Genomic DNA, 20,648 nt, shown 5'->3' with positions numbered 1-20,648 from the left:
CAGGCCACTTCCACGACCCCTGCGCTTTCTCGATATCACCCGCGGGGCCGGTTCGGTGACACCCAATTTCAAGCAATCAGAGCAGGCCAGCCGCCCGACCAGCGTGCACCGGCGACTGCTGAGTTATCTGCTCGCGCCGCTGCTGTTGCTGCTGGTCGCGGGTGTGGCGGTTGATCACCATGTGATCGTCAGCCCGATCCACAACGCCTTCGATCATTCGCTGTCGCGCTCGGCGCTGGCCATCGTTGCGCGCATTCATCCGGGTGCCGGCGGCAAGCTCGACGTGGCACTGCCTTCGCATCCGCCGCCGCCGCTGCGCGCGATGCCCGATGAGCACTTCTTCTATCGCGTCAGCCTGCCCGACGGCACTACCATCGCCGGTTCGCCGGAATTGCCGGTGGCACCGGACAGCCAGTCGGAAGACGGTTTCAGCTACACCAACATCACCTTCCGCGCCGAAGACTTTCGGCTGGCCAGCTACCGCACCAGCGAAACCGGCGAGCCGCTGGTGGTCACCGTGGCCGAAACGCCCGCACGTCGCGACCGCGCCGTGCATCGCCTGGACGTGGCCTTCCTGATCAACGACACCTTGCAGATGGCGGCGGTGCTGATCATCGCCCTGGTCGGCATCCGCATTGCCCTGCGGCCGCTGCAGCGGCTGAGCCGGCAGATTGCCGGGCGCCCGGCGGTGGCCTTGAACCAGTTGCCGACCGACGGTGTGCCCACTGAAGTGTTGCCGCTGGTCGTGTCGCTGAACTCCCTGCTCGGGCGCGTACGCGACTCGGTGCTTTCGCAGCAGCATTTCCTTGCGAATGCCGCGCACCAGCTGCGCACACCGCTGACCGGACTGAAGGCCCAGCTCGAAGTGCTGACCCGCGAAACGGCCGACACGCCGCTGCAGGAACGCATCAAGCTGCTGCAGGGTGGCGTGGATCGCCTTGCCCACACGGCCAACCAGCTGCTGACCTTGGCGCGTGCCGAACCATCGGCGCATCGCGCCAGTCATTTCACTGCGGTCGACTTGCCGCGGCTGATCGGCGAAGTGATCGACAGCTCGCTGGACCGCGCCCTGGCCCGCGGCATCGACCTGGGCGCCGACAGCCGCCCGGTGCAGGTCACCGGCGTGTACTGGCTGCTGCATGAGGTACTCAACAACCTGATCGACAATGCCATCCGCCACACACCGGTCGGCGGCAACATCACCATCCGCTGCGGCGTGGAGCATGGCCGTCCGTTCCTGGAAGTGGACGACAGCGGCGTCGGCATTGCCCCCGAGGAGCGGCAGAAGGTCCGCGAGCGCTTCTACCGCAGCGCGGGCAGCAGCGCCGATGGCTGCGGCCTGGGCCTGGCCATCGTGGACGAAGTGTCACGTGTGCATGGCGCCCAATTGAGTATCCTCGATGGGTCTTCCGGGCGGGGGGCACGGATGCGCATCGACTTCCCTGCCGTCGCTTAAGGACGCGCTGATCCTGGTCAGGGCGCCCTAATTTCAAAAGTTCGGATAATCGGCACTTTGAATTAGGATGCGTCACCCCCAGAGTGGTGGCACCCTCGCAAGGAGTTCCCCGTGTCCATACCCAGTGCCGTCAAGAGCACGCCCATCGGCAGCCGCCAGCAACTCACCGACTACCTGGCTGCGGGTGAAAAACCGCGTGATGCCTGGCGCATCGGTACGGAGCACGAGAAATTCGGCTTCCTCACCGACACCCTGCGCCCGCCCACCTTCGACGGTGACCGCGGCATCCGCGTCCTGCTGGAAACCCTGGCCACGCGCTACGGCTGGGACGTGGCGCGCGAAGGCGACAACCCGGTGGCGCTGTCGCGCGACAAGGCGTCGATCACGCTGGAGCCGGCCGGTCAGCTGGAGCTTTCCGGCGCGCCGCTGGAGACCATCCACGACACCTGCAGCGAGGTCAATTCGCACCTCAAGGAAGTCCGTTCGATCGCCGAGGACCTGGGCATCGGCTTCCTCGGCATGGGCTTCCAGCCCAAGTGGCGCCGCGACGAAATGCCGTGGATGCCCAAGGGCCGCTACAAGATCATGCGCGAGTACATGCCCAAGGTCGGCAACCTCGGCCTGGACATGATGACGCGCACCTGCACCGTGCAGGTGAACCTGGACTTTGCCAGCGAAGCGGACATGGTGCGCAAGTTCCGCACCAGCCTGGCGCTGCAGCCGATTGCCACCGCGCTGTTCGCCGATTCGCCGTTCACCGAGGGACGTCCAAACGGCTACCTCTCCTACCGTTCGCACGTGTGGGAAGACACCGATCCCCATCGCACCGGCATGCTCGACTTCGTCTTCCAGGACGGCTTCGGCTACGAGCGCTACGTCGACTACATGCTCGATGTGCCGATGTACTTCAGCTACCAGAACGGCCAGTACATCGACCTGTCCGGCCAGGACTTCAAGCGCTTCATGGCCGGTGAACTGCCGGCAGTGCCGGGCGTGCACGCCACCATGAAGGACTGGGCCGATCACCTCACCACCGCGTTCCCGGAAGTGCGCCTGAAGCAGTACCTGGAAATGCGCGGCGCCGATGGTGGCCCGTGGAACCGCCTGTGCGCCCTGCCCGCGCTGTGGGTTGGCCTGCTTTACGACGATGAAGCCCTCGATGCCGCCTGGGACCTGGTCAAGGACTTCAGCCGCGAGGAACGCCACGCGCTGCGTGACGGCGTACCGCGCCAGGCTTTGAAGCTGCCCTTCCGTTCGCACAGCGTGCGCGAGCTGGCCGCTGAAACGCTGAAGATCGCCTCGCATGGCCTCAAGCGTCGTGCGCGCCTCAACAAGAGCGGTGCGGACGAAAGCATCTTCCTGGAGCCGATGATCGAGATCGTCGAAGCGAACCAGACGCCGGCCGAGCGCAAGCTCGAACTGTTCAACGGCCCATGGAACGGCAGCGTCGATCCGGTGTTCCGCGAATTCGCTTATTGAGCGTAGCGCACGGCAAAACCACAAGAGCCCCGCCATCGTGCGGGGCTCTTTGCATCGGCATGAGCGTCAGGGCGATCCCGCCATTTGGGCGTCGTCGCTCTTGAGCGGTGTTGAACGACCCGTACGTGTACTTCCCACCGCCAGCCGCAGACCATCGTGGCGGCATACATCCAGATTCCGATAAAGCAGGCTGCGGTCGCCACGGAAGGTCACGCGCACATCGCGATGGCATGTGCCGGGCGGTACATCGACCAGGATGGACGCCTGACCACCAGGCAGCGGTTGCGCCAGCGTGATGTTCTGGAAGTCGGCGCTCCCACTGGGCGCGATGGCCAGCGCAGTCACGCCATCGAAGGTGGCGTTGACGACGCGCAGCGGACGCCGCGACTCAGCTTGTGTACCCGCAGGCGTTGCACACGCGGCCAAGCTGACGAGCATGGCGCCGACTAACAACAAGGGTGCGACAAGACGGGGGACATGCATGGCTGCTACTCCGGCAGGAATGGGCGTTCGCCATCCACTTTCCCGTGGCGAACGACCGCATCGGACGCCTTTGCGGCCGTTTCGTGGAAGCGATCCGGGACGAATCGTCGTTACGCGATGACGAATCGTAGTGATTGCCCGCCGTGCTTCTCTCCATGGAATCAGACGCCTAAGATGGTTCCACGATCCATTCGGATACACGGCGATGAAGGTGCGGCTCGGCAACGCGACCATTGGCCTTTGGCACTATCTCGGCCTCTGGACGGCCGTGGCTGCCGTGTTCGGCGCGCAGGAACTGCTGCGCGACATCGTGGACGATCATCACATTTGGTCGCTGTGGGATTACACCCGCTGGGGCATGGTGCAGTGGTATACGTGGGCCGCGCTGGCGCCCTGGGTGTTCCGCCTGGCCGAGCGCTACCCGATTCGTGCGCCGCTGCGCCTGCGCGGCCTGGGCAAGCAGGCGCCGTTGAGCATGGGCGTGACCATGCTGGCGATGGTGATCGGCGCCCTAGTCTCGACCCTGTTCGAACCCAGCGGCTTCACGCAACAGCTGTGGTATTTCGTAGGCCAGCACTTCGCCACCGGGCTGCTCACTTATTGGGCGCTGTTCGCGATCCAGCAGGCGATGGCTTTCCACGCCGAGAAATCCCGTCGCGAACTTGAAGCGAGCAAGCTCACCGCGGAACTGGCGCAGTCGCGCCTGCGTGCACTCAAGTCGCAATTGCAGCCGCATTTCCTGTTCAACACGCTGCATGCCATCGCCACCCTGCTCGATGAGGATGCGCTGTCGGCCGAAGACATGCTGCTGCGCCTGAGCGATCTGCTGCGCGCTTTTCTGGAAGACTACGACGGCCAGGAGATCAGCCTGCGACGCGAACTGGTCCTGCTTGATCTTTACCTTGGCATCCAGCGGACGCGCTTCAAGGACAGGCTCACCACGCAGATCTATGTGAGCCCGGACACGCTGCAATGCGCGGTGCCCAGCCTGATCCTGCAGCCCATCGTGGAGAACGCGATCCGCCATGGCATCGGCGAGCGCATCGGGGTGGACTGCGTCGAGATCGAAGCCCGCCGCGATGGCGACAGCTTGTGCATCGATGTGCGCAACCGCAACAGCACGCTGGAGACAGGCGCCTCGCCCAGGTCGGGGCATGGCATTGGTTTGTCCAATACCGCGCTGCGCCTGCGCGAGCTTTATGGCGACGACGCACATGTGCGTCTGGAAATGATCTGGCCGCAAGGGGTGATCTGCCGCCTTCGCCTGCCATTTCGCGAGATCGAGGAACCGGACGAGTCGCCCGAAGTGGTGACCGCATGAGCATCGCCACGCTGGTGGTGGACGACGAACCGATCGCGCGGCGCGCCATCGTGCGCCTGTTGAAGGATGATCCCGACATCATCTTGCTGGCCGAATGCGGCGACGGCGAGTCGGCGGTGCAAGCCATTCGCCAGCATGCGCCCGACCTGGTGTTCCTCGATATGCAGATGCCGGCCCTCGCCGGGCTGGACGTGGTTGCGGCCATCGGCGTTGCGCAGATGCCGGCTACCGTGTTCGTGACGGCATACGAGCAGTACGCCGTGCGCGCATTCGAAGCCAACGCCGTCGACTACCTGGTGAAGCCCTTCAGCCGCGAGCGATTCGCCCAGACCCTGCTACGCGTCAAGCAACGTCTGGCCACTCGCGGCACGCAGGGTGAACCCTCGCTCGAGCGGATCATGCAGGCGCTCGACACGCTCAAGCAGCGCGATAGTTACCTGCAACGACTGCCTGTGCGCATCGACGAGCAGATCCGCTTCGTCGACGTGGACGACATCGTGTGGATCAAGGCCAGCGGCAACACCGTTTTGTTGCATCTCGCCGACGGCGTCCACGAAATGCGCGAAACGATGACGGCACTCGCGGCACGCCTCGATCCACGCCATTTCGCGCGCGTGCATCGCTCGGCCATCATCAACACGCGGCGCGTGCAGGCGATCCATCCGTGGTTCAACGGTCACCATGTCGTCACCATGGATACCGGCCAGAAGCTGCGCATGAGCCGCTACCAGCACGAAGCCTTTTTGCGGCTGGTATCGACGCGGGACGTCCGTCAGAGCGACTAAACCGTTTCAGTGGTGGGCATGGTCGTCGCTGTCGAAGCTGGCGTGGCCACCCATACCACCCATGCCTGCACCCATCCCGCCACTGGCGCCCTTAGCGCCGCCCTCGCCTTTGGCCTCGCCCTTGCCGCGTGTCCCGGATACGCGCGTCGGCCCCTGCTTCGGAATGACCAGATTGGCCGGCACCGCTTCGAGATCCAGCACCTTGCGGATGAAATCGCGCAGGGACACGACCAGTTCGGCGGTGTGCGTGGGGCGCCCCTCTGACAGCTCCGTGGCGGCACGCGCGGCCAGTGCCACCTGCTGCTCCGTGCCCAGCAAGATGATGTCGGACAAGGCCGCCTCCACCGCATCGCGCATGCGCCGCGAACGATCGGAACGCTGCACGGCAGTGCCGGGGGACTCGCCTTCCGCCAACACTCCGGCCTGGCGCAGGTCGCGCAGATGCGTGGGGTCCACCGAGAGATCGCCAGTGAACGAGCCGCCCAGCGTCTTGTACGCCGCGATCAACGTGCGCAACCGTTCGTTGATCTGGCGATTCTCGCGCTCGCGCCGCTTCTGCACGGTATGCATGGCCAGCAGCCGCACGCCGACCATGATCAGCGTGATCAACGCCAGCCCGACCACGGTCGACAACACGGCATGCCAGGAACTGAAATCCAGGTTACGCATGGGCCCGCTCCGCTAGTGCTCGCCGATGATCTCGATTCACGGAAGGCTTATGACGGCCCGGGCGTGACAGCAGCGTCTGCCTTCGGTCATGCGGCCCGCGGTCTCGTCAGCTGCCGGTGGCGCCGTGATGCGGCGGATCGTAGAAAACGGTCACGAAATAGAACGCATGCCCCTGGACATCGCTCCGGAAGAAATTGGCATACACAAACTTGTCTGCGGGCTGCACGACCGGTGCCATCTGCGATTTGCCGGTAGCTTCGGCATTGGCGCCAGCTGCCGCCGCCAACGCTTCTACCGGCAACCCAGCCGCCGGTGTCGTGGTCTTGAGCCAGGGCAGCTCCATGGCTCCGAACTCGGCCTTCATTTGCTGGTAAGTCCTCAGCCACACTTGTGCAGCCGCCTTCGCGTCCTGACCCTCGTAAAGATAGATCCCGATCCGGGCCAGGCGCCCGTTACGGAAGAAGAACTGCACGTTCTCCTTGTGCCCCTGATACACGCCGGCGAACGTCTCAAGGTCGCCGTTGCGAAAAGACTTATAGGGACCGAAATCGGCAAATGCCGTCACCTGATCGGGCGTCATCTGGAATTGCCACGGCGGCAAGCCGTCGAACGAGGCCGCTTTGGCTACTGACGTGGTCGCCAACAGGACCAGAAGAGCCACACCCCATCCTTGCATCCGCTGTCTCATGCCATCCCCTTGTCCGTGATCGACGAAGTACCTGCCGGGTGACAAGACATTGCCGGACAGTTGCTCTTGTGACAATGCTTGACGAGCACCAAGGCGTCCCGCCCGCATGACTTCAAGCACGTCCTTTGGCCAGATCGTGAGCGCAAGAATGACGTGGCGACGGAAGTGCGTCAGTAGCTCGTTCCATTCCTGACAGAAGGATCGGTGAAATGAAGCGTGTAGTCGGCGTGCTGTGCGCGGCCTGTTGCGTCACCGGCCTGGTGGCCAAAGCTTCTGCGCAAACCACCGTTCTTGACGTACCGCAGGTGTTCGCACCTGGCGTCGTATCAGGTCCTGCCAACGAAGATTCCGCTGCCTTCACGCCCGACGGCAACACGGTCTTCTTTGATCGCATCCATTGGCCCAATGCAGCCATCATGGTGTCGCATCGTGTCAACGGGATCTGGAGTGCTCCGACGGTGGCGCCGTTCTCGGGGCAGTGGCTGGATCACGATCCGGCGATGTCGCCGGATGGGACGTTCCTGATCTTCTCCTCGAACCGCCCTGATGCGGAAGATGGCAAGCCGCTCGATGCGGTGATGGCCAATGGCAAGGTGCAGCCGGGTTCCGGCGGACATCTGTGGCGCGTCGAGCGCAAGGGCAACGCGTGGGGAGCACCGGTGCGCCTGCCGGATGCGGTGAACAGCAGTTCACGCACCTATGCGCCCAGCGTGGTGGCCGATGGCAGCGTGTATTTCCAGCGTCCCGCAGAGGATGGCGATTTCCGCCTGTTCCGTTCGCAATACCGCAACGGTACCTACATGCCCCCAGTGCCGGTGATGCTGGGCGAAGCATCGGCGCACAAGCTCGATCCTGCCGTCGCGCCCGATGAATCGTTCATCGTGTTCGACGCGAACTTCACCGGCAAGGACGATCCGGATCGCCTCTACATCGCGTTCCGCGAAGGCGACGGCTGGGGCAAGCCGACCGACCTGGGCAAGGACATCAACGTAAAGAGCCCGTGGGGCTCGCACCTTGGCCCCGACCATCGCACGCTCTACTTCAGCAGCACGCGTTCGATCCCCGTGCACTATCCGCGCACGCCGCAGCAGGCGCAGGACGACATCGCCCGCATGCAATGGGACAACGGCAACGACAACATCTGGTCCGTGTCGCTGGCACCGTGGCTGGATGCGCATCACGCAAGCGGTGGTTGATCGCGCGTACTGATCTCACGGAGAAGTGGAAAGACCGCCACGATTCACCGCCTCTGAATTCGCCGCACAAAAAAAGGGCCGGCATAACCGGCCCTTTCTCGATTCACCACGAAGAAGGTGTTACTTCTTCTGCGGCGCTTCCTTCAGACCACGGTTGAGCAGCATCGGCTCGATGCTCGGGTCCTTGCCGCGCCAGTTCTTGTAGAGCGTGGCCAGATCCTGCGTGTTGCCCTGCGAGAGGATCATCGCGCGGAAGCGATCACCGTTCTCGCGGGTCATGCCGCCCTTGTCGACAAAGCCCTGGAAGGCGTCGTCGGCCAGCATTTCGGTCCACAGGTAGGCGTAGTAACCGGCGGCGTAGCCGTTGCCCCAGATGTGCTGGAAGTAGCTGGAGCGGTAGCGCGGCGGCACGTAGCTCAGGTTGATCTTGGCCTTGGTGAGCGCATCCATCTCGAACTTGTCCGGATCCTGCTTGGGCGCATCGGCGCTCAGGCTGTGCCAGCTCATGTCGAGCAGCGCGGCGCCGACCAGTTCGGTCATGTCGTAGCCCTTGTTGAAGGTCTTGGCCTTCTTGAGCTTCTCGACCAGTTCCTGCGGCATCGGCTCCTTGGTCTGATAGTTCTTCGCGTAGTTGGCGAAGATCTTCGGATCGGTGGCCCAGTGCTCGTTGAACTGCGACGGGAATTCCACGAAGTCGCGCGCGGTGTTGGCGCCCGACAGGCTCGGGTACTGCGTATTGGCAAAGATGCCATGCAGGCCGTGGCCGAACTCGTGGAACATGGTGATCACGTCGTCAAACGACAGCAGGGCCGGCTGGCCCGGTGCCGGCTTGGTGAAGTTGGCGACGTTGAAGATCACCGGCTTGGTGCCCAGCAGCTTGGACTGGTCGACCAGGTTGCTCATCCAGGCGCCGCCGTTCTTGTTGTCGCGCTTGTAGTAGTCGCAATAGAACAGCGCCATCGAGGTGCCGTCCTTGTCGAACACTTCGAACACGCGCACGTCAGGCTGCCAGACGGGGATGTCCTTGCGCTCCTTGAAGGTCAGCCCGTAGAGCTGGTTGGCGGCGTAGAACACGCCGTTCTGCAGCACGTTGTCCAGCTCGAAGTACGGCTTGATCTGCGACTCGTCCAGGTCGTACTTGGCCTTGCGCACCTGCTCGGAGTAGTGGTTCCAGTCCCATGCCTCGACCTTGAAGCCACCCTTCTGCTGGTCGATCACGTCCTGGATGTCCTTGGCCTCGCGCTCGGCGCGTGCCGTGGCCGCCGGGGCCAGCTTGTCCATGAAGGTGATCGCCGCTTCCGGCGTCTTGGCCATCTGGTCTTCCAGTTTCCAAGCGGCGTAGCTGGAGAAGCCCAGCAGCTTGCCCTGCTCGGCGCGGATCTGCGCGATGCGGGCGATCATGTCGCGCGTGTCGTTGGCGTCGCCCTTCTCGGCGCGATCCCAGGAGTTCTTGAACAGCTGCTCGCGCGTGGCGCGATCATTGAGGCTCTGCAGCGCCGGCTGCTGCGTGGTGTTCTGCAGCGGCACCACCCACTTGCCGTCGAGCTTGCGCGCCTTGGCCGCTTCCACCGCGGCACCGATGTCGCCATCGGACAGGCCGTCAAGCTTGCTCTTGTCGTCCACCACCAGCGCACCGGCCTTGGTGGCGGCGAGCAGCTTGTTGGTGAACTGCGTGCTCAGCGTGGACTCTTCCTTGTTGAGGTCCTTGAGCTTGGCCTTGTCGGCATCGGACAGCTTGGCGCCGCCATGCACGAAGTTGCGATAGGTCACTTCGACCAGGCGCTTGGATTCCGGATCGAGCTTGAGCGTATCGCGCTGGTCGTAGACCGTCTGGATGCGCTTGAACAGCTTGTCGTTCATGAAGATCGCGTCCTGGTGCTCGGCGAGCTTGGGCGCTTCTTCTTCCTGCACTTTCTGCAGGGTTTCATTGGTGTTGGCGCCGCTGACGGCGTTGAACGCCTGCATCACGCGCTGCATCAGCCGGCCCGACTTCTCCATCGGGACGAAGGTGTTCTCGAAGGTCGGCGCATCCGTGTTGTCGGCGATCTTTTCGATCTCCGCAAGGTGCTGCTTCATGCCTTCTTCGAAGGCCGGCTTGTAGTCGCCGTCCTTGATCTTGTCGAACGGCGGGGCCTCGAACGGCAGGGTGCTGGGCTCGAGGAACGGATTGACCGCACTCACTTCGCCGCCGGGTGCGGCGACCGTGGAAGCCTTGGCCGGCGCGGTGCTGGCGGGAGCGGGCGCGGGCTGCGAGGCCTGCTCGTTCGACTGCTGCGAGCAGGCGGCGAGCGCAATGGACGTGGCTATGACAAGCGTGCGAAGACGAAGCATCGGGGTTCCCCATGGAAACAGACAAACGGACGCCGAGACTAACCACAGCCCGGCACGGGTGCCAAGGGCTGGAAGTACTGGGTCGTTGGACCGTACGCGGCGGCGATGACGCAACCGCAGCATGGGGCGGCCGCGTCAGGCCTTGCGCATGTCGCGCAGCTGCCAGCTGTTGCCGATCAGCAGGTTGAGGCGCTGCCGCACGATGCTCATCGGCAGGTCGGTGATGAGATCCATGTCGATGTGCAGGTCGCTGACCCGCGCGCTGGCCGTGGCCTGCGGGTCGATTGCGCCCAGCGCCGGGTCCACATCGTCCGGCTCATCCTGCATGGCACGCCAGCGCTCGAATAGATCGGTGCTGCGCATGGCGTTCTGCACCGCAGCAGCGAGATCGTTGGGACCGGCTCCGTCATAGCTCAGCGTGGCGACCGGCCCGCGCGCATGGGCGAGGTCGGCGACCGAAAGATAGAAGTGGCTGCGTATGGCCATGGGTGCCTCCTGCGGTGATGGCCCGTACATCCAAGCACGGACCATGTGAACGTCATTCCAAGACCAGTGTGAGATCCAGATGAGCGGCGGCGGCGGACGGTGCCACGCCATACGGCAGGATGCCCAGGCAGGGCGCCGGCAGGTGGTGGCGCAAAGTGGCGATATTTTCGTCGACGGCGTCCATGTCCGGATCGATCTGGTTGCCGATCCAGCCCACCAGGCGGCAGCCATCGGTGGCGATCGCGCGTGCGGACAGCAAGGCGTGATTGATGCAGCCCAGCCGCAGGCCCACCACCAGCACCACCGGCAACTGCCATTGACGTGGAATATCCGACGCCAGCAGGCTGCGCGACAGCGGCACCAGCCAGCCACCGACGCCTTCCACCAGCACATCGTCATGCATGCCACGCAGACGCTCGAAGGCCTCGTAGAGCGGCGCGAGACGGATCTCGACGCCCTCGTGCGCCGCCGCCAGGTGGGGCGACAAGGGCTCGCGCAAGGCCACCGGATTGATCCATTCGTAAGGCATCGGCGAACTGCTGGCCGCCTGCAATGCGAGCGCGTCGTCGTTGCGCAAGCCCTGCGGCGTCTCCACGCAACCGCTGGCCACCGGCTTCATGCCGCAGGCCTGATTGCCGCGACTGCGCAGCAGATGCAGCAGCGTGCAGGTGGCATGGGTCTTACCGACACCCGTGTCGGTGCCTGCAATAAACAGTGTCGACATAGCCATCCCCTGAATGGTCGCGCCCGGCATTCCCGTGCCGCCCGGCAGGCGCATAATACGTGCTTTACGGCGGCCCGCCTGGACAGATCCCCGCGATCCACGGGCGCCACAGGAGTCGATCGATGTACGAAGTGAAGACGCAGGCCTACGCCAGCAAGCGCGAACAATACGAAGATCTGTGCGCCCAGGCCCGCGGGCTGCTGGAAGGCGAGCCCGACGTGATCGCCAACGCCGCCAATTTCGCCGCGCTGATCTATCACAGCCTGCCCGACTTCAACTGGAGCGGTTTCTACCTGTATGACGGCACCGAACTGGTCGTCGGTCCGTTCCAGGGCAAACCGGCCTGCATCCGCATCGCGCTCGGCCGCGGCGTGTGCGGCACCGCGGCGCAGACGCGCCAGACACAGGTGGTGCGCGACGTGAATGCGTTCGATGGCCATATCGCCTGCGACGCCGCCTCGCAATCGGAAATCGTGGTGCCGCTGGTGCGCGACGACGGCAGCCTGTTTGGCGTGTGGGATGTAGACAGCCCGTCCATCGCCCGCTTCGACGAGGACGACCGCGCCGGCATGGAGGCGCTGTGCGCGATCTTCATGGCCGCCGTCGACAAGCGCTGAGCTTGCCGAAAAGCTCGCGCCGGGTGTCCGGCGCGTTGCTTACTCTCGCGGCGTATTGAGCAGCGTCATCACCATATCGCGCGCTTCCTCCACGCCGGTGGGCGTCTGCGAGGAAAAAATCTGCGCCGTGGCCTGGGTTTCGCTGGCCGACAACACCTTGCGAAGCGCCATCAGCGCCTGTGCCGCCGCGCTCCGCGACAATTTGTCCGCCTTGGTCAGCAACACGTGGCAAGGCAGGTGGGTGGCGAAGCAAAACTCCAGCATCATCCGATCGAAGTCCTTGAGCGGATGGCGAATATCGGTGATCAGCACCACTCCGCGCAGGCTGCGACGCTGATGCAGATAGGCATCGATTTCCTGCTTCCAGTGCTCGCGCAAGGCCTCGGGCACCTTGGCGTAGCCATAGCCGGGTAGGTCAATTAGCCGCGCCGGCAGCGCGTCCGGGCCCTCGCCGAGGGTCTGCGGTGGCAGCGAGAACGCCACCATCTGCTGGGTTCGACCTGGTGTTTTCGACGTACGCGCCAGACCGCGATGCGCAGTCAAGGTATTGAGCGCGCTCGACTTGCCGGCATTGGAGCGACCCGCAAACGCCACCTCCGCGCCGCTGTCGGTCGGAAGTTGAGAAATTCGGTGGGCAGCCAGTACGAACTGGGCGCCTTGCAATGGATTGGACATGGTTTGACCGGCTATGGTGGCGCAGAGATAATCCGGTAGTTTCTGCCAGTTGCGGACGCGCTGGCCAGCGCGAACCGTGCAGCCATAGCAGTTTTTCGGGAGACAAGTGTATGAGTTTTCGGCCTGCCGGTTTTCGGCCCGCTGTTGTTCGTTATGCCGTAGTCCTCGTCTTTGCGTTGTCTTCCGGAGCAATCCTGGCGCAGGAAGCCAAGAATCCGGCGCCCGCAACCACCGCCGCCAAGCCGGCCGCAGCCGCCACGGCACCTGCCGCCGCTGCTGCTGAAGCCGCCGCCAAGCCGGCTGAGGCGACTGCCGCCGTGAAGCCCGGCGATGCCACCGCAGGCCAGGGCAAGTCGGCCGCGTGTGGCGCCTGCCACGGCATCGACGGCAATTCCGCCGATCCGCAGTATCCCAAGCTGGCTGGCCAGAGCGAGGCGTACATCGTCCACCAGCTCAACAGCTTCAAGTCCGGCAAGCGCCAGAACCCGATCATGATGGGCATGGTGGCACCGCTGTCCGAGCAGGACATGCGCGACATCGGCGCCTACTTCGCCAGCAAGACCTCGCTGCCGGGCGTGGCTGACCAGGCACTGGTCGAGCGCGGCGAGCAGCTCTACCGCCAGGGCGACAGCACCAAGGGTGTGCCTGCCTGCATGGCGTGCCACAGCATCGATGGCCGCGGCAATCCGGGCGCGATGTACCCGCAGCTCACCAGCCAGCATGCGCAGTACATCGAAGCCACGCTCAAGGCCTGGCACGACGGCACCGTGTGGGGTGACGACGCCCACTCGCAGATCATGCCGGGCATCGCCGCCAAGCTGGACGCCAAGGACATTGCCGCGATCGCCAGCTACGTCGAAGGCCTGCATGCCGCCGAAGGCGCGGGCACTTCTGCCGCCAAGTAAATGTCTATGACACGCCGGCCATGGGCCGGCGTGTCCGTTCCGAGCCAAGACTCTGTATTGAGGATCACCATGCTGAAGCGTCTGTCGTTCCTGTGTGCCGCCCTGCTCGCGCTCGCCGCCTGCAGCAACAACAACGACAACGCCAGCCAGGCACCGCAGCCGACCCCGGCTCCGGCAGCCACCGCGCCCGCCGCCCAGCCGGCTGCTGCCGCAACCACCGCGGCTCCGGCCGCCGCCAGCACCGCCGCCGCTCCGGCGGCTGCCAGCACCACCGCGCAGGCTCCGGCGGCGCCCGCCGCAGCGGCCACGCCGTTCGTGGACGATGGCAAGTGGGTGGAAGGCAAGCACTACTTCCGCATCGAACCGGCGCAGGCCAAGGTCAGCAGCACCGACAAGATCGAAGTGACCGAGGTGTTCTCCTACGGCTGCCCGGCGTGCAACCAGTTCCATCCCACCATGAACAAGCTGGTGCAGGAGCTGCCCGCCAGCGCCGCCGTGGCTTATCTGCCGGCCTCCTTCATGCCGCAGGAAAACTGGCCGATGCTGCAGCGCGCCTTCCTCACCGCGCAGGCGCTGGGCGTGGCCGACAAGGCCAATGACGCGATGTACGACGCCGTGTGGAAGTCGCAGGAGCTGAGCGCCATGCAGGGCACCGGCCTCAAGCCCGCTTCGGCGCTGCCCACCATCGACGACGCCGCCAAGGTCTACGCAAAGTTCGGGGCCGATCCGAAAGAATTCGCCGCTGTGGCCAACTCGTTTGCCATCAACACCAAGGTCAAGCGCGCCGACGAAATGCTCAAGGCCTATGGCGTGGAAGAAACCCCGACCATCGTGGTCGACGGCAAGTACCGTTTCACCGCGCGTTCGGCCGGCGGTTATGAGCAGGCAGTGGAACTCGCCAAGTGGCTGGTGTCCAAGGAAGCCGCAGGCAAGTAAGCCGCGCGCATCGACATCCACCTGACGCCATTCGACGAGACCCGCCCCATGTTCAAGCGTTTTGCCTCCCTGCGCGCCTTCAGCCTGATCGCCGGCCTGTTGCTGGCCACGGCGTGCACCGCCACCGGCTCCAACGATGCCGCGCCCTATACCGAGGGCACCGAGTACGTGACGCTGCCGGCACCGGCGCACCGCCTCAGCAATGAGGGCAAGGTCGAAGTGGTCGAAGTGTTCTCCTACGGCTGCATCCACTGCGCGCATTTCGCGCCGATCGCCGAGCAGATGCGCAAGCAGCTGCCGGCCGGCGTGACGTTCAAGCTGATGCCGGCCGTGTTCAGCGACGAATGGCTGCCGTTTGCCCGTGCCTATTACGCCGCCAAGAAGCTGGGCGTGCTGGAACAGACGCACCTGGAGCTGTTCAAGGCCAAGTTCGACGACCACTACCCGATCTCCACCCTCGATGAGCTGGCCGATTTCTACGCCATGCATGGCGCGAAGCGCGAGGAGTTCATGCGCATCGCCAGTTCCGACGAGGTGACCCAGCAGATCCGCAAGGATGCCGAGCTGGTCAAGCAGTGGCAGGTGGACGGCACGCCGACCATCGTCGTCGACGGCAAGTACCGCACTGCCAATGTGAAGACCCTGGCCGAACTGTCCGCCGTCGCCCAGTGGCTGGCCAAGCGCGACCTCAGCGGCGCCAAGTAAGCCCCGGCGGCGACGCGGAACTTTCCCCGCGTTCACAACCGACCGGGCATGCTCAGGGTCTGTCTCCAGTCTGATCGCCGCCACGATGGCGGCGTTCACCCTTTTGCGACTACCCTTTCCGCCCGATGAAGCGTGCCGAACCCACTCCCGCCCCGGCCACCGAACGCCGTTTGCGTCTGCTCAGCTGCAATATCCTGGCTGGCGCCAGCGTGCAGCGTTACAGCGAATACGTCACGCGCAGCCTCAATGCCGTGCTGCCGGGCCGCAGCAAACTGGACAACCTCGACCGCCTCGCCGAAGTACTGCCGCAGTTCGACCTGATCGGCCTGCAGGAAGCGGACGCCGGCAGCCTGCGTTCGGGCTTTCTCAATCAGACGCGCTACCTGGCCGAAGCGGCCGGCATGCCGTTCTGGAGTCATCAGCCCAATCGCCCGATGGCGCGGCTGGCGCATTCGGCGAACGGGTTGATCAGCCGGCTCGAACCCAGCAGCGTGCTCGACTATCCGCTGCCCAGCCGCATTCCCGGCCGCGGCGCCTTGCTCGCGCGTTTTGGCGACGGCGACGATGCGCTCGCCGTGATGATCGCGCACCTCTCGCTCAGCGCACCGGCACGTGCGAAGCAGCTGGGCTTCATTGCCGAAGTGCTGCAGGATTTCCCGCATGCCGTGCTGATGGGCGATCTCAATACCGAAGCGCGCAGCGCGGAGATGAAGCACCTGTTCGCCAAGTCCAGCCTGGTGCCGCCCGATCAATCGACGCCGACGTTTCCCAGCTGGAAGCCGCGTCGCGCGCTCGATCACATCCTCACCTCCGAGAAGATCCAGCTCGACAAAGTGTGGGCGCTGCCGCAGGCGTTCTCCGATCATCTACCCATAGCGGCCGAGATCCGCTTGCCCAGCCATATCACCCCACGCCTGCACCGGATCCGTCGATGAAACGCGCTGTACTGCTGACCCTGCCCTGGTTGACGCTGATCCTGCTCGGCGCGCTTGCGTATGCGCTGCGTTATGGCCTGGTCGAGTCGGTCGACGTGGCGCACCTGTGCGACACCGCGCGCTCGCTGACCTGCGATGCGCGCCATGCCGCGGTGATGGGATTTGTATTGGCACCGCTGCGCATGTCTGCCAGCTACAGCTATCAGATGGGCATCTACGGCTGGGTGGCACTGGCCGCCGCCGTACTCGCACTGGCCTGGAAGCACCCGTTCGCGGCCTGGCTTTCCGCGGCGACCGGCGTGGTCGCCGTGGTGCTCTACTGTTTTGCGCCGGGTGCGTTCGCGTTACTGGTGGGTTGCCTGCGGCTGGTACGTCTGCAGTCGGGCGGCGCGGCGCCATTCGATCATCACCGCACCGGCGGTCGCGAAGTTCACGGCCAGCCATAGCCAGGTCGACGGGTTGAGCCCGATCTCCTGCGCCACCACCACGGCAGTGAGCAACGGCAGCAGGCAGGCCATGAAGCGCTCCTCGATGATCGGCACCACGCAGTTGTCGGCCGATTCCATCAACGCCGCAATCATGAAGCCCACCGCCGGCGGCCAGAACAGGCCCAGCGGGAAATCGCGATAGCGGCCGTCGAAGACCAGCAGCAAGTCGTAGAAGGCCAAGCCGAACATCCACAGGAAACGCACGCGGCGATCCGGCAACTGGATGGCCGCGCCGGCCAGTCGTGCAGCGATGCGGCGCGCCAGATAGACGGCCGAAAGCAGGGCCAGCGCGCAAAGCAGGCCGGAAAACACCCATTCCAGCTGGTTGCGGCAATCGAACAGCATGCGACGGCCCTGCCATGCAATCGACGTGGCGGTGGCGAAGCCAGCGAGGATCAGCGCAACGCGACTGCGCGTATTGGCCAAGCCGCGACGCCAGATGCCCGACAGCAAAAACAACACGGCACCTGCCACACCGGCGAACCAGCCGGCGATCCAGTTCGGCTCCTCGACCACCGGTCCCTGCATGCTGAACTTGGGCTTTGCATTGACATCGAAAATGCCCCAATAGCCGCCGACCGTGCCTTCCTGATCGCGCTTCCACGGCTGGTCGAACGCTTCGATCACGTTGTACGGCATGTCCACGCTGCCGGCATAGAGCAGGAATTCGCGCAGATAACGCGCCTCGTTCACCAGGCTCGCACTCGCCTCGCGGCGCGGACGGCCCTGGCTCGGCCAGCCGGTCTCGCCAATCATCACGGCACGACCGGAGAAGTGCGCCTTCATCTGCGCATAGACGTCCGCGACATGCTTGAGTGCATCCTGCGGCGGCACCGGATCGTCCTCCCAGTACGGGAGAATGTGGATGGTGATGTAGTCGACCACGTTGGCCATCTGCGGATAGCGCAGCCAGAACTCCCACACATCGGCATAGGTGACCGGCACGTGCACATCCTGCAGCGCGCTGCGCACGCGCGTGATGTAGGCGGCGATCGCTTCGGGCGATTGCTCGCCGCGCAGCAGCACTTCGTTGCCGACGATCACGCCGCGGATCACCTGCGGATACGCCTTCGCGGTGGCGATGCCCATCGTCACTTCGCGGTCGTTGAGCGCGAGATCGCGGCCCAGCCAGATGCCCATCAGCACCTTCATGCCGTATTTCTGGGCGATCGCGGGCACAGCGTTCAAGCCAAAGCCCTGCGAATACGTGCGCACGCAATCGAAGCGCTCGGACAATGCCTTCAGATCCGCGTCGATACGCTCGGGGCTGACAAAGGCATGCGGATCGAGCGGCGTCTCGCCCGGCTTGCGGAACGGTGCATAGGACACGCAGGCGATGCGTGCGGTCGGCGCATCCGGCAGCGCCACCGGGCGTCCAATCTGCCACCACCACGCGGCGCCTGACAGGGTGGCCACGACGAGGATCAACCATGCCAGCGGGGCAACACGGGATGACGGCGAGGGCGATGGCGACATGCGCTTCCTAAGAGCGTGGCTCAAGCGCCGGATGCGGCGCCTCGTGGGTGGCGAATTCTAACAGGGGCTGCGCCCTCGCCATGTGCGCGGGCAGGGCCGCGCCCTCGGTTTCACGTCACGCTCAGCGGGGATTGGCCATTCTGCGCAGTCCCGCGCAGCGCGCCGCCCCTGCGGAACCGCGACTATCACTGCGTCGGTCTTGGCAAAGGAGTCGTCATGTCCCTGCACGCAGCACCGCGGCAAGTTGCCCGCCGCCTGCTCATCCTGGTGGCCGGCCTGTGGCTGGTCGGCGCGGCCTCGGCCGCCGAGCCCACGGAAGCGCAACGCACGGCATTCAAGCAGGCGTACGCCGCGGCCCAGCAGGGCGGCGATGGCTGGCGCACGGCGGCCAGCACACTGCAGGACTACCCGCTCTATCCCTATCTGGAAGTGACCTCGCTCACGCACGATATCCGCCAGGTCCAGCGGCCGCAGGTCGAGGACTATCTCAAGCGCTATCCCGGCCTGCTGCCTGCCGCGGACTTGCGCCGCGACTTTCTCACCGAACTGGCGCGCCGGCAGGATTGGGACACGTTTCTTGCGATGTACCAGCCGGGTCTCGGCGATGCGCTCACCTGCAACGCGTTGCAGGCGCAGCTGAGCAAGGGTGCGCAGCTCGATTTCGATCGCGACCTTGCCGCGCTGTGGAGCAAGCCCAAACTGCCGGGTGCCTGCGATCCGGTGTTGAGCGCCGCGCACGACCAGGGCCTGCTCACCGAACCACGCCTGTGGGATCGCATCGACCGCGCCGCGGATGCCGTGCAGCCGGGCACCATCAACGCCATCGCCGGCTGGCTGCCGGCGGACCAGGCGGATTCCGCAAGACGCATCGCCTCCGCACTCAGCGATCCCGGGGCTGCGGTGGTGGCAGCCAATCAGTGGCCCGATACGACGCGCAACCGGCAGGCCGCGACGCTCGCGCTGGAACGACTTGCGCGGCGCCAGTCGGTCACCGCGGACATCGCCTGGCAAAAACTGCAGAGCCATTTCGCCTTCACTCCCGAGCAGCGCAATCGCGTGATGTATGCGCTGGCCTTGTTCCATGCCACCGACTACGACGCCGATGCACTCTCGCGCCTGATCGCGCTGCCGGCGTCCGTGCAGACCGACACCAGCCGCGAATGGCGCGTGCGCGCCGCCCTGGCACAACAGGACTGGACTGCGGCGCTCGCCGCCATCGATGCGATGCCGGCGACGCAACAGCAGGACGGCGAATGGCGCTGGTTCCGCGCACGCGCTCTGGCTGCCACCAATCGCAATGCCGAGTCGCAACAGGTACTCAGCAGCCTGGCGCAGGAGCCGACGTTCTTCGGATTCCTTGCTGCCGATCGCATCAAGGCGCCGTACGGCATCTGCCAGACGGACCTGAAAGGCAACCCGCAGCGCGAACGCGCCCTGCTCGCCAACCAGGGTTTGTTGCGCGCGTTCGAGCTTTATGCCGTGGGCCTGCCCAAGCAGGCGCGTCGCGAATGGACGCAGGCACTCGATGGCGCTGATGCGGATACGCTCAAGCAGGCGGTCGCTCTCGCCTATCGTCGCGGCTGGTACGACCGCGCGGTGTTCACCTTCAACACCGGCGATGCGTTGCGCTATTACGAGCAGCGCTTCCCGCTGGCCAGCCAGGACGGACTGGTACCGCAGGCCGAACAGGCAGGGATCGATCCGTCGTGGGCGTACGCCATTCTTCGCGCGGAAAGCGCCTGGATGGCCGATGCACGCTCCGGTGCGGATGCGCGCGGCCTGATGCAGTTGCTGCCGTCGACGGCCGCGCTGGTGGCCAAGCGCAACGGCGTCACCTGGACTGGCGGGGACTCGCTGTACGACCCGATCACCAACATCATCCTGGGCACGCGCTATCTCGCGCAGATGGCAGCGCGCTTCAACGGCGCGCCCTGGCTCGCCAGCGCGGCCTACAACGCCGGCCCCGGCAAGGTGGACCAATGGCTGGAGGCGCGCAATTCGCTGCCGCCGGACCTGTTCATCGCCACCATTCCGTTCAAGGAGACGCGCGAATACGTGGCGCGCGTGATGTCCTTCGCGGTGATCTACGACTGGCGCCAGCATGGCAATGCCGTCACGCTGTCGCAGCGACTCACGCCGATCGGCCAGACCTATACGCTGCCGGATGCCCGCAGTGAGCGTAAGCTGGTGACCTGTCCGGTGGTGGCGCCGCCGACGCCTGCGGAGGCAGGTTCAGCTGCTCCCGCCAGCAGCATGGCAGCACCGGCTGCAGCCAGCAGTACGCATTGAGGCG

20 protein-coding genes are annotated in these 20,648 nt (G+C 65.0%); 12 read left to right on the top strand and 8 right to left on the bottom strand.

Features of this window, described 5'->3' with window-relative positions:
• Positions 1 to 55 precede the first annotated feature (55 nt).
• Positions 56 to 1,456, top strand: coding sequence for a sensor histidine kinase (locus AB4Y82_RS15690; RefSeq protein ID WP_441605231.1), 1,401 nt, complete (start codon positions 56 to 58; stop codon positions 1,454 to 1,456).
• Positions 1,457 to 1,567: 111 nt separating this feature from the next.
• Complete coding sequence (locus tag AB4Y82_RS15685) at positions 1,568 to 2,935, top strand: glutamate--cysteine ligase (protein WP_441605230.1); 1,368 nt, start codon at positions 1,568 to 1,570, stop codon at positions 2,933 to 2,935.
• A 66-nt stretch (positions 2,936 to 3,001) separates the two neighbouring features.
• Here AB4Y82_RS15685 and AB4Y82_RS15680 read toward each other — a convergent pair whose 3' ends face one another.
• Complete coding sequence (locus AB4Y82_RS15680) at positions 3,002 to 3,418, bottom strand: hypothetical protein (RefSeq protein ID WP_441605229.1); 417 nt, start codon at positions 3,416 to 3,418, stop codon at positions 3,002 to 3,004.
• 205 nt (positions 3,419 to 3,623) lie between these two features.
• Between AB4Y82_RS15680 and AB4Y82_RS15675 the strand changes: the two genes are divergently transcribed.
• Positions 3,624 to 4,739 carry a sensor histidine kinase gene (locus AB4Y82_RS15675; RefSeq protein WP_441605228.1) on the top strand — a complete coding sequence of 372 codons (1,116 nt, stop codon included), beginning with the start codon at positions 3,624 to 3,626 and terminating at the stop codon, positions 4,737 to 4,739.
• Entirely contained in the window at positions 4,736 to 5,524 is a 789-nt protein-coding gene (locus tag AB4Y82_RS15670) for a LytR/AlgR family response regulator transcription factor (RefSeq protein WP_441605227.1), read from the top strand. Before AB4Y82_RS15675 ends, AB4Y82_RS15670 begins: the two co-directional genes overlap by 4 nt.
• Before the next feature lie 6 nt (positions 5,525 to 5,530).
• On the opposite strand, the gene AB4Y82_RS15665 is transcribed toward AB4Y82_RS15670, so the two are convergent.
• Both AB4Y82_RS15665 and AB4Y82_RS15660 read right to left on the bottom strand, forming a co-directional pair.
• Positions 5,531 to 6,193: a hypothetical protein gene (locus tag AB4Y82_RS15665; protein WP_441605226.1), complete on the bottom strand. Its 663-nt coding sequence runs from the start codon at positions 6,191 to 6,193 to the stop codon at positions 5,531 to 5,533.
• Positions 6,194 to 6,299: 106 nt separating this feature from the next.
• Positions 6,300 to 6,854 carry a hypothetical protein gene (locus AB4Y82_RS15660; protein WP_441605225.1) on the bottom strand — a complete coding sequence of 185 codons (555 nt, stop codon included), beginning with the start codon at positions 6,852 to 6,854 and terminating at the stop codon, positions 6,300 to 6,302.
• 236 nt (positions 6,855 to 7,090) lie between these two features.
• On the opposite strand from AB4Y82_RS15660, the gene AB4Y82_RS15655 reads away from it, so the two are divergent.
• Entirely contained in the window at positions 7,091 to 8,077 is a 987-nt protein-coding gene (locus AB4Y82_RS15655; protein WP_441605224.1) for a TolB family protein, read from the top strand.
• A gap of 120 nt (positions 8,078 to 8,197) precedes the next feature.
• Here the strand turns inward: AB4Y82_RS15655 and dcp are convergent, their stop codons facing one another.
• The 3 genes from dcp to bioD form a co-directional block, all read right to left on the bottom strand.
• Positions 8,198 to 10,408 (bottom strand): peptidyl-dipeptidase Dcp, encoded by a 2,211-nt coding sequence (gene dcp / locus AB4Y82_RS15650; protein WP_441605223.1) that lies wholly within the window; start codon positions 10,406 to 10,408, stop codon positions 8,198 to 8,200.
• Between the two features lie 135 nt (positions 10,409 to 10,543).
• Positions 10,544 to 10,894 (bottom strand): hypothetical protein, encoded by a 351-nt coding sequence (locus AB4Y82_RS15645; protein WP_441605222.1) that lies wholly within the window; start codon positions 10,892 to 10,894, stop codon positions 10,544 to 10,546.
• Positions 10,895 to 10,946: 52 nt separating this feature from the next.
• On the bottom strand, positions 10,947 to 11,618 hold the full coding sequence (gene bioD / locus AB4Y82_RS15640; RefSeq protein ID WP_441605221.1) for a dethiobiotin synthase: 672 nt from the start codon (positions 11,616 to 11,618) through the stop codon (positions 10,947 to 10,949).
• A gap of 122 nt (positions 11,619 to 11,740) precedes the next feature.
• Here bioD and AB4Y82_RS15635 point away from each other — a divergent pair, with 122 nt between their 5' ends.
• Positions 11,741 to 12,235 carry a GAF domain-containing protein gene (locus tag AB4Y82_RS15635; RefSeq protein WP_441605220.1) on the top strand — a complete coding sequence of 165 codons (495 nt, stop codon included), beginning with the start codon at positions 11,741 to 11,743 and terminating at the stop codon, positions 12,233 to 12,235.
• A gap of 39 nt (positions 12,236 to 12,274) precedes the next feature.
• Here AB4Y82_RS15635 and yihA read toward each other — a convergent pair whose 3' ends face one another.
• Positions 12,275 to 12,910, bottom strand: coding sequence for a ribosome biogenesis GTP-binding protein YihA/YsxC (gene yihA / locus AB4Y82_RS15630; RefSeq protein WP_046972401.1), 636 nt, complete (start codon positions 12,908 to 12,910; stop codon positions 12,275 to 12,277).
• A 110-nt stretch (positions 12,911 to 13,020) separates the two neighbouring features.
• On the opposite strand from yihA, the gene AB4Y82_RS15625 reads away from it, so the two are divergent.
• From AB4Y82_RS15625 to AB4Y82_RS15605, 5 genes are all read left to right on the top strand, one after another.
• Positions 13,021 to 13,815 carry a c-type cytochrome gene (locus AB4Y82_RS15625; RefSeq protein ID WP_441605219.1) on the top strand — a complete coding sequence of 265 codons (795 nt, stop codon included), beginning with the start codon at positions 13,021 to 13,023 and terminating at the stop codon, positions 13,813 to 13,815.
• Between the two features lie 69 nt (positions 13,816 to 13,884).
• Complete coding sequence (locus AB4Y82_RS15620; protein ID WP_441605218.1) at positions 13,885 to 14,751, top strand: thiol:disulfide interchange protein DsbA/DsbL; 867 nt, start codon at positions 13,885 to 13,887, stop codon at positions 14,749 to 14,751.
• Between the two features lie 48 nt (positions 14,752 to 14,799).
• Positions 14,800 to 15,456, top strand: coding sequence for a thiol:disulfide interchange protein DsbA/DsbL (locus AB4Y82_RS15615; protein ID WP_441605217.1), 657 nt, complete (start codon positions 14,800 to 14,802; stop codon positions 15,454 to 15,456).
• 125 nt (positions 15,457 to 15,581) lie between these two features.
• The gene (locus AB4Y82_RS15610) at positions 15,582 to 16,391 is read left to right on the top strand and encodes an endonuclease/exonuclease/phosphatase family protein (RefSeq protein WP_441605216.1); all 810 of its coding nucleotides are present in this window, start codon (positions 15,582 to 15,584) and stop codon (positions 16,389 to 16,391) included.
• Positions 16,388 to 16,837: a hypothetical protein gene (locus AB4Y82_RS15605; RefSeq protein WP_441605215.1), complete on the top strand. Its 450-nt coding sequence runs from the start codon at positions 16,388 to 16,390 to the stop codon at positions 16,835 to 16,837. The genes AB4Y82_RS15610 and AB4Y82_RS15605 overlap by 4 nt, the downstream gene beginning before the upstream one ends.
• Here AB4Y82_RS15605 and AB4Y82_RS15600 read toward each other — a convergent pair.
• On the bottom strand, positions 16,736 to 18,355 hold the full coding sequence (locus AB4Y82_RS15600; protein WP_441611464.1) for a glycoside hydrolase family 17 protein: 1,620 nt from the start codon (positions 18,353 to 18,355) through the stop codon (positions 16,736 to 16,738). The two genes, AB4Y82_RS15605 and AB4Y82_RS15600, sit on opposite strands and share 102 nt — an antisense overlap.
• Positions 18,356 to 18,571: 216 nt before the next feature.
• Between AB4Y82_RS15600 and AB4Y82_RS15595 the strand changes: the two genes are divergently transcribed.
• Complete coding sequence (locus AB4Y82_RS15595) at positions 18,572 to 20,644, top strand: transglycosylase SLT domain-containing protein (protein WP_441605213.1); 2,073 nt, start codon at positions 18,572 to 18,574, stop codon at positions 20,642 to 20,644.
• The last annotated feature ends 4 nt before the right edge of the window (positions 20,645 to 20,648 follow it).

Origin of the sequence: Dyella sp. 2YAF14, from assembly GCF_052114725.1 — a bacterium.
Taxonomy (GTDB): Bacteria; Pseudomonadota; Gammaproteobacteria; order Xanthomonadales; family Rhodanobacteraceae; genus Dyella.
The sequence above is the reverse complement of the archived record's forward strand: the minus strand, read 5'-3'. Positions and strand labels throughout refer to the sequence as shown.

Coding starts and splice junctions, on each gene's coding strand:
- AB4Y82_RS15680 (WP_441605229.1), bottom strand. CDS start 3,418: ATGCATGTCCCCCGTCTTGTCGCACCCTTGTTGTTAGTCGGCGCCATG.
- AB4Y82_RS15675 (WP_441605228.1), top strand. CDS start 3,624: ATGAAGGTGCGGCTCGGCAACGCGACCATTGGCCTTTGGCACTATCTC.
- AB4Y82_RS15670 (WP_441605227.1), top strand. CDS start 4,736: ATGAGCATCGCCACGCTGGTGGTGGACGACGAACCGATCGCGCGGCGC.
- AB4Y82_RS15665 (WP_441605226.1), bottom strand. CDS start 6,193: ATGCGTAACCTGGATTTCAGTTCCTGGCATGCCGTGTTGTCGACCGTG.
- AB4Y82_RS15655 (WP_441605224.1), top strand. CDS start 7,091: ATGAAGCGTGTAGTCGGCGTGCTGTGCGCGGCCTGTTGCGTCACCGGC.
- dcp (WP_441605223.1), bottom strand. CDS start 10,408: ATGCTTCGTCTTCGCACGCTTGTCATAGCCACGTCCATTGCGCTCGCC.
- AB4Y82_RS15645 (WP_441605222.1), bottom strand. CDS start 10,894: ATGGCCATACGCAGCCACTTCTATCTTTCGGTCGCCGACCTCGCCCAT.
- bioD (WP_441605221.1), bottom strand. CDS start 11,618: ATGTCGACACTGTTTATTGCAGGCACCGACACGGGTGTCGGTAAGACC.
- AB4Y82_RS15635 (WP_441605220.1), top strand. CDS start 11,741: ATGTACGAAGTGAAGACGCAGGCCTACGCCAGCAAGCGCGAACAATAC.
- yihA (WP_046972401.1), bottom strand. CDS start 12,910: ATGTCCAATCCATTGCAAGGCGCCCAGTTCGTACTGGCTGCCCACCGA.
- AB4Y82_RS15625 (WP_441605219.1), top strand. CDS start 13,021: ATGAGTTTTCGGCCTGCCGGTTTTCGGCCCGCTGTTGTTCGTTATGCC.
- AB4Y82_RS15620 (WP_441605218.1), top strand. CDS start 13,885: ATGCTGAAGCGTCTGTCGTTCCTGTGTGCCGCCCTGCTCGCGCTCGCC.
- AB4Y82_RS15615 (WP_441605217.1), top strand. CDS start 14,800: ATGTTCAAGCGTTTTGCCTCCCTGCGCGCCTTCAGCCTGATCGCCGGC.
- AB4Y82_RS15610 (WP_441605216.1), top strand. CDS start 15,582: ATGAAGCGTGCCGAACCCACTCCCGCCCCGGCCACCGAACGCCGTTTG.
- AB4Y82_RS15605 (WP_441605215.1), top strand. CDS start 16,388: ATGAAACGCGCTGTACTGCTGACCCTGCCCTGGTTGACGCTGATCCTG.
- AB4Y82_RS15600 (WP_441611464.1), bottom strand. CDS start 18,355: ATGTCGCCATCGCCCTCGCCGTCATCCCGTGTTGCCCCGCTGGCATGG.
- AB4Y82_RS15595 (WP_441605213.1), top strand. CDS start 18,572: ATGTCCCTGCACGCAGCACCGCGGCAAGTTGCCCGCCGCCTGCTCATC.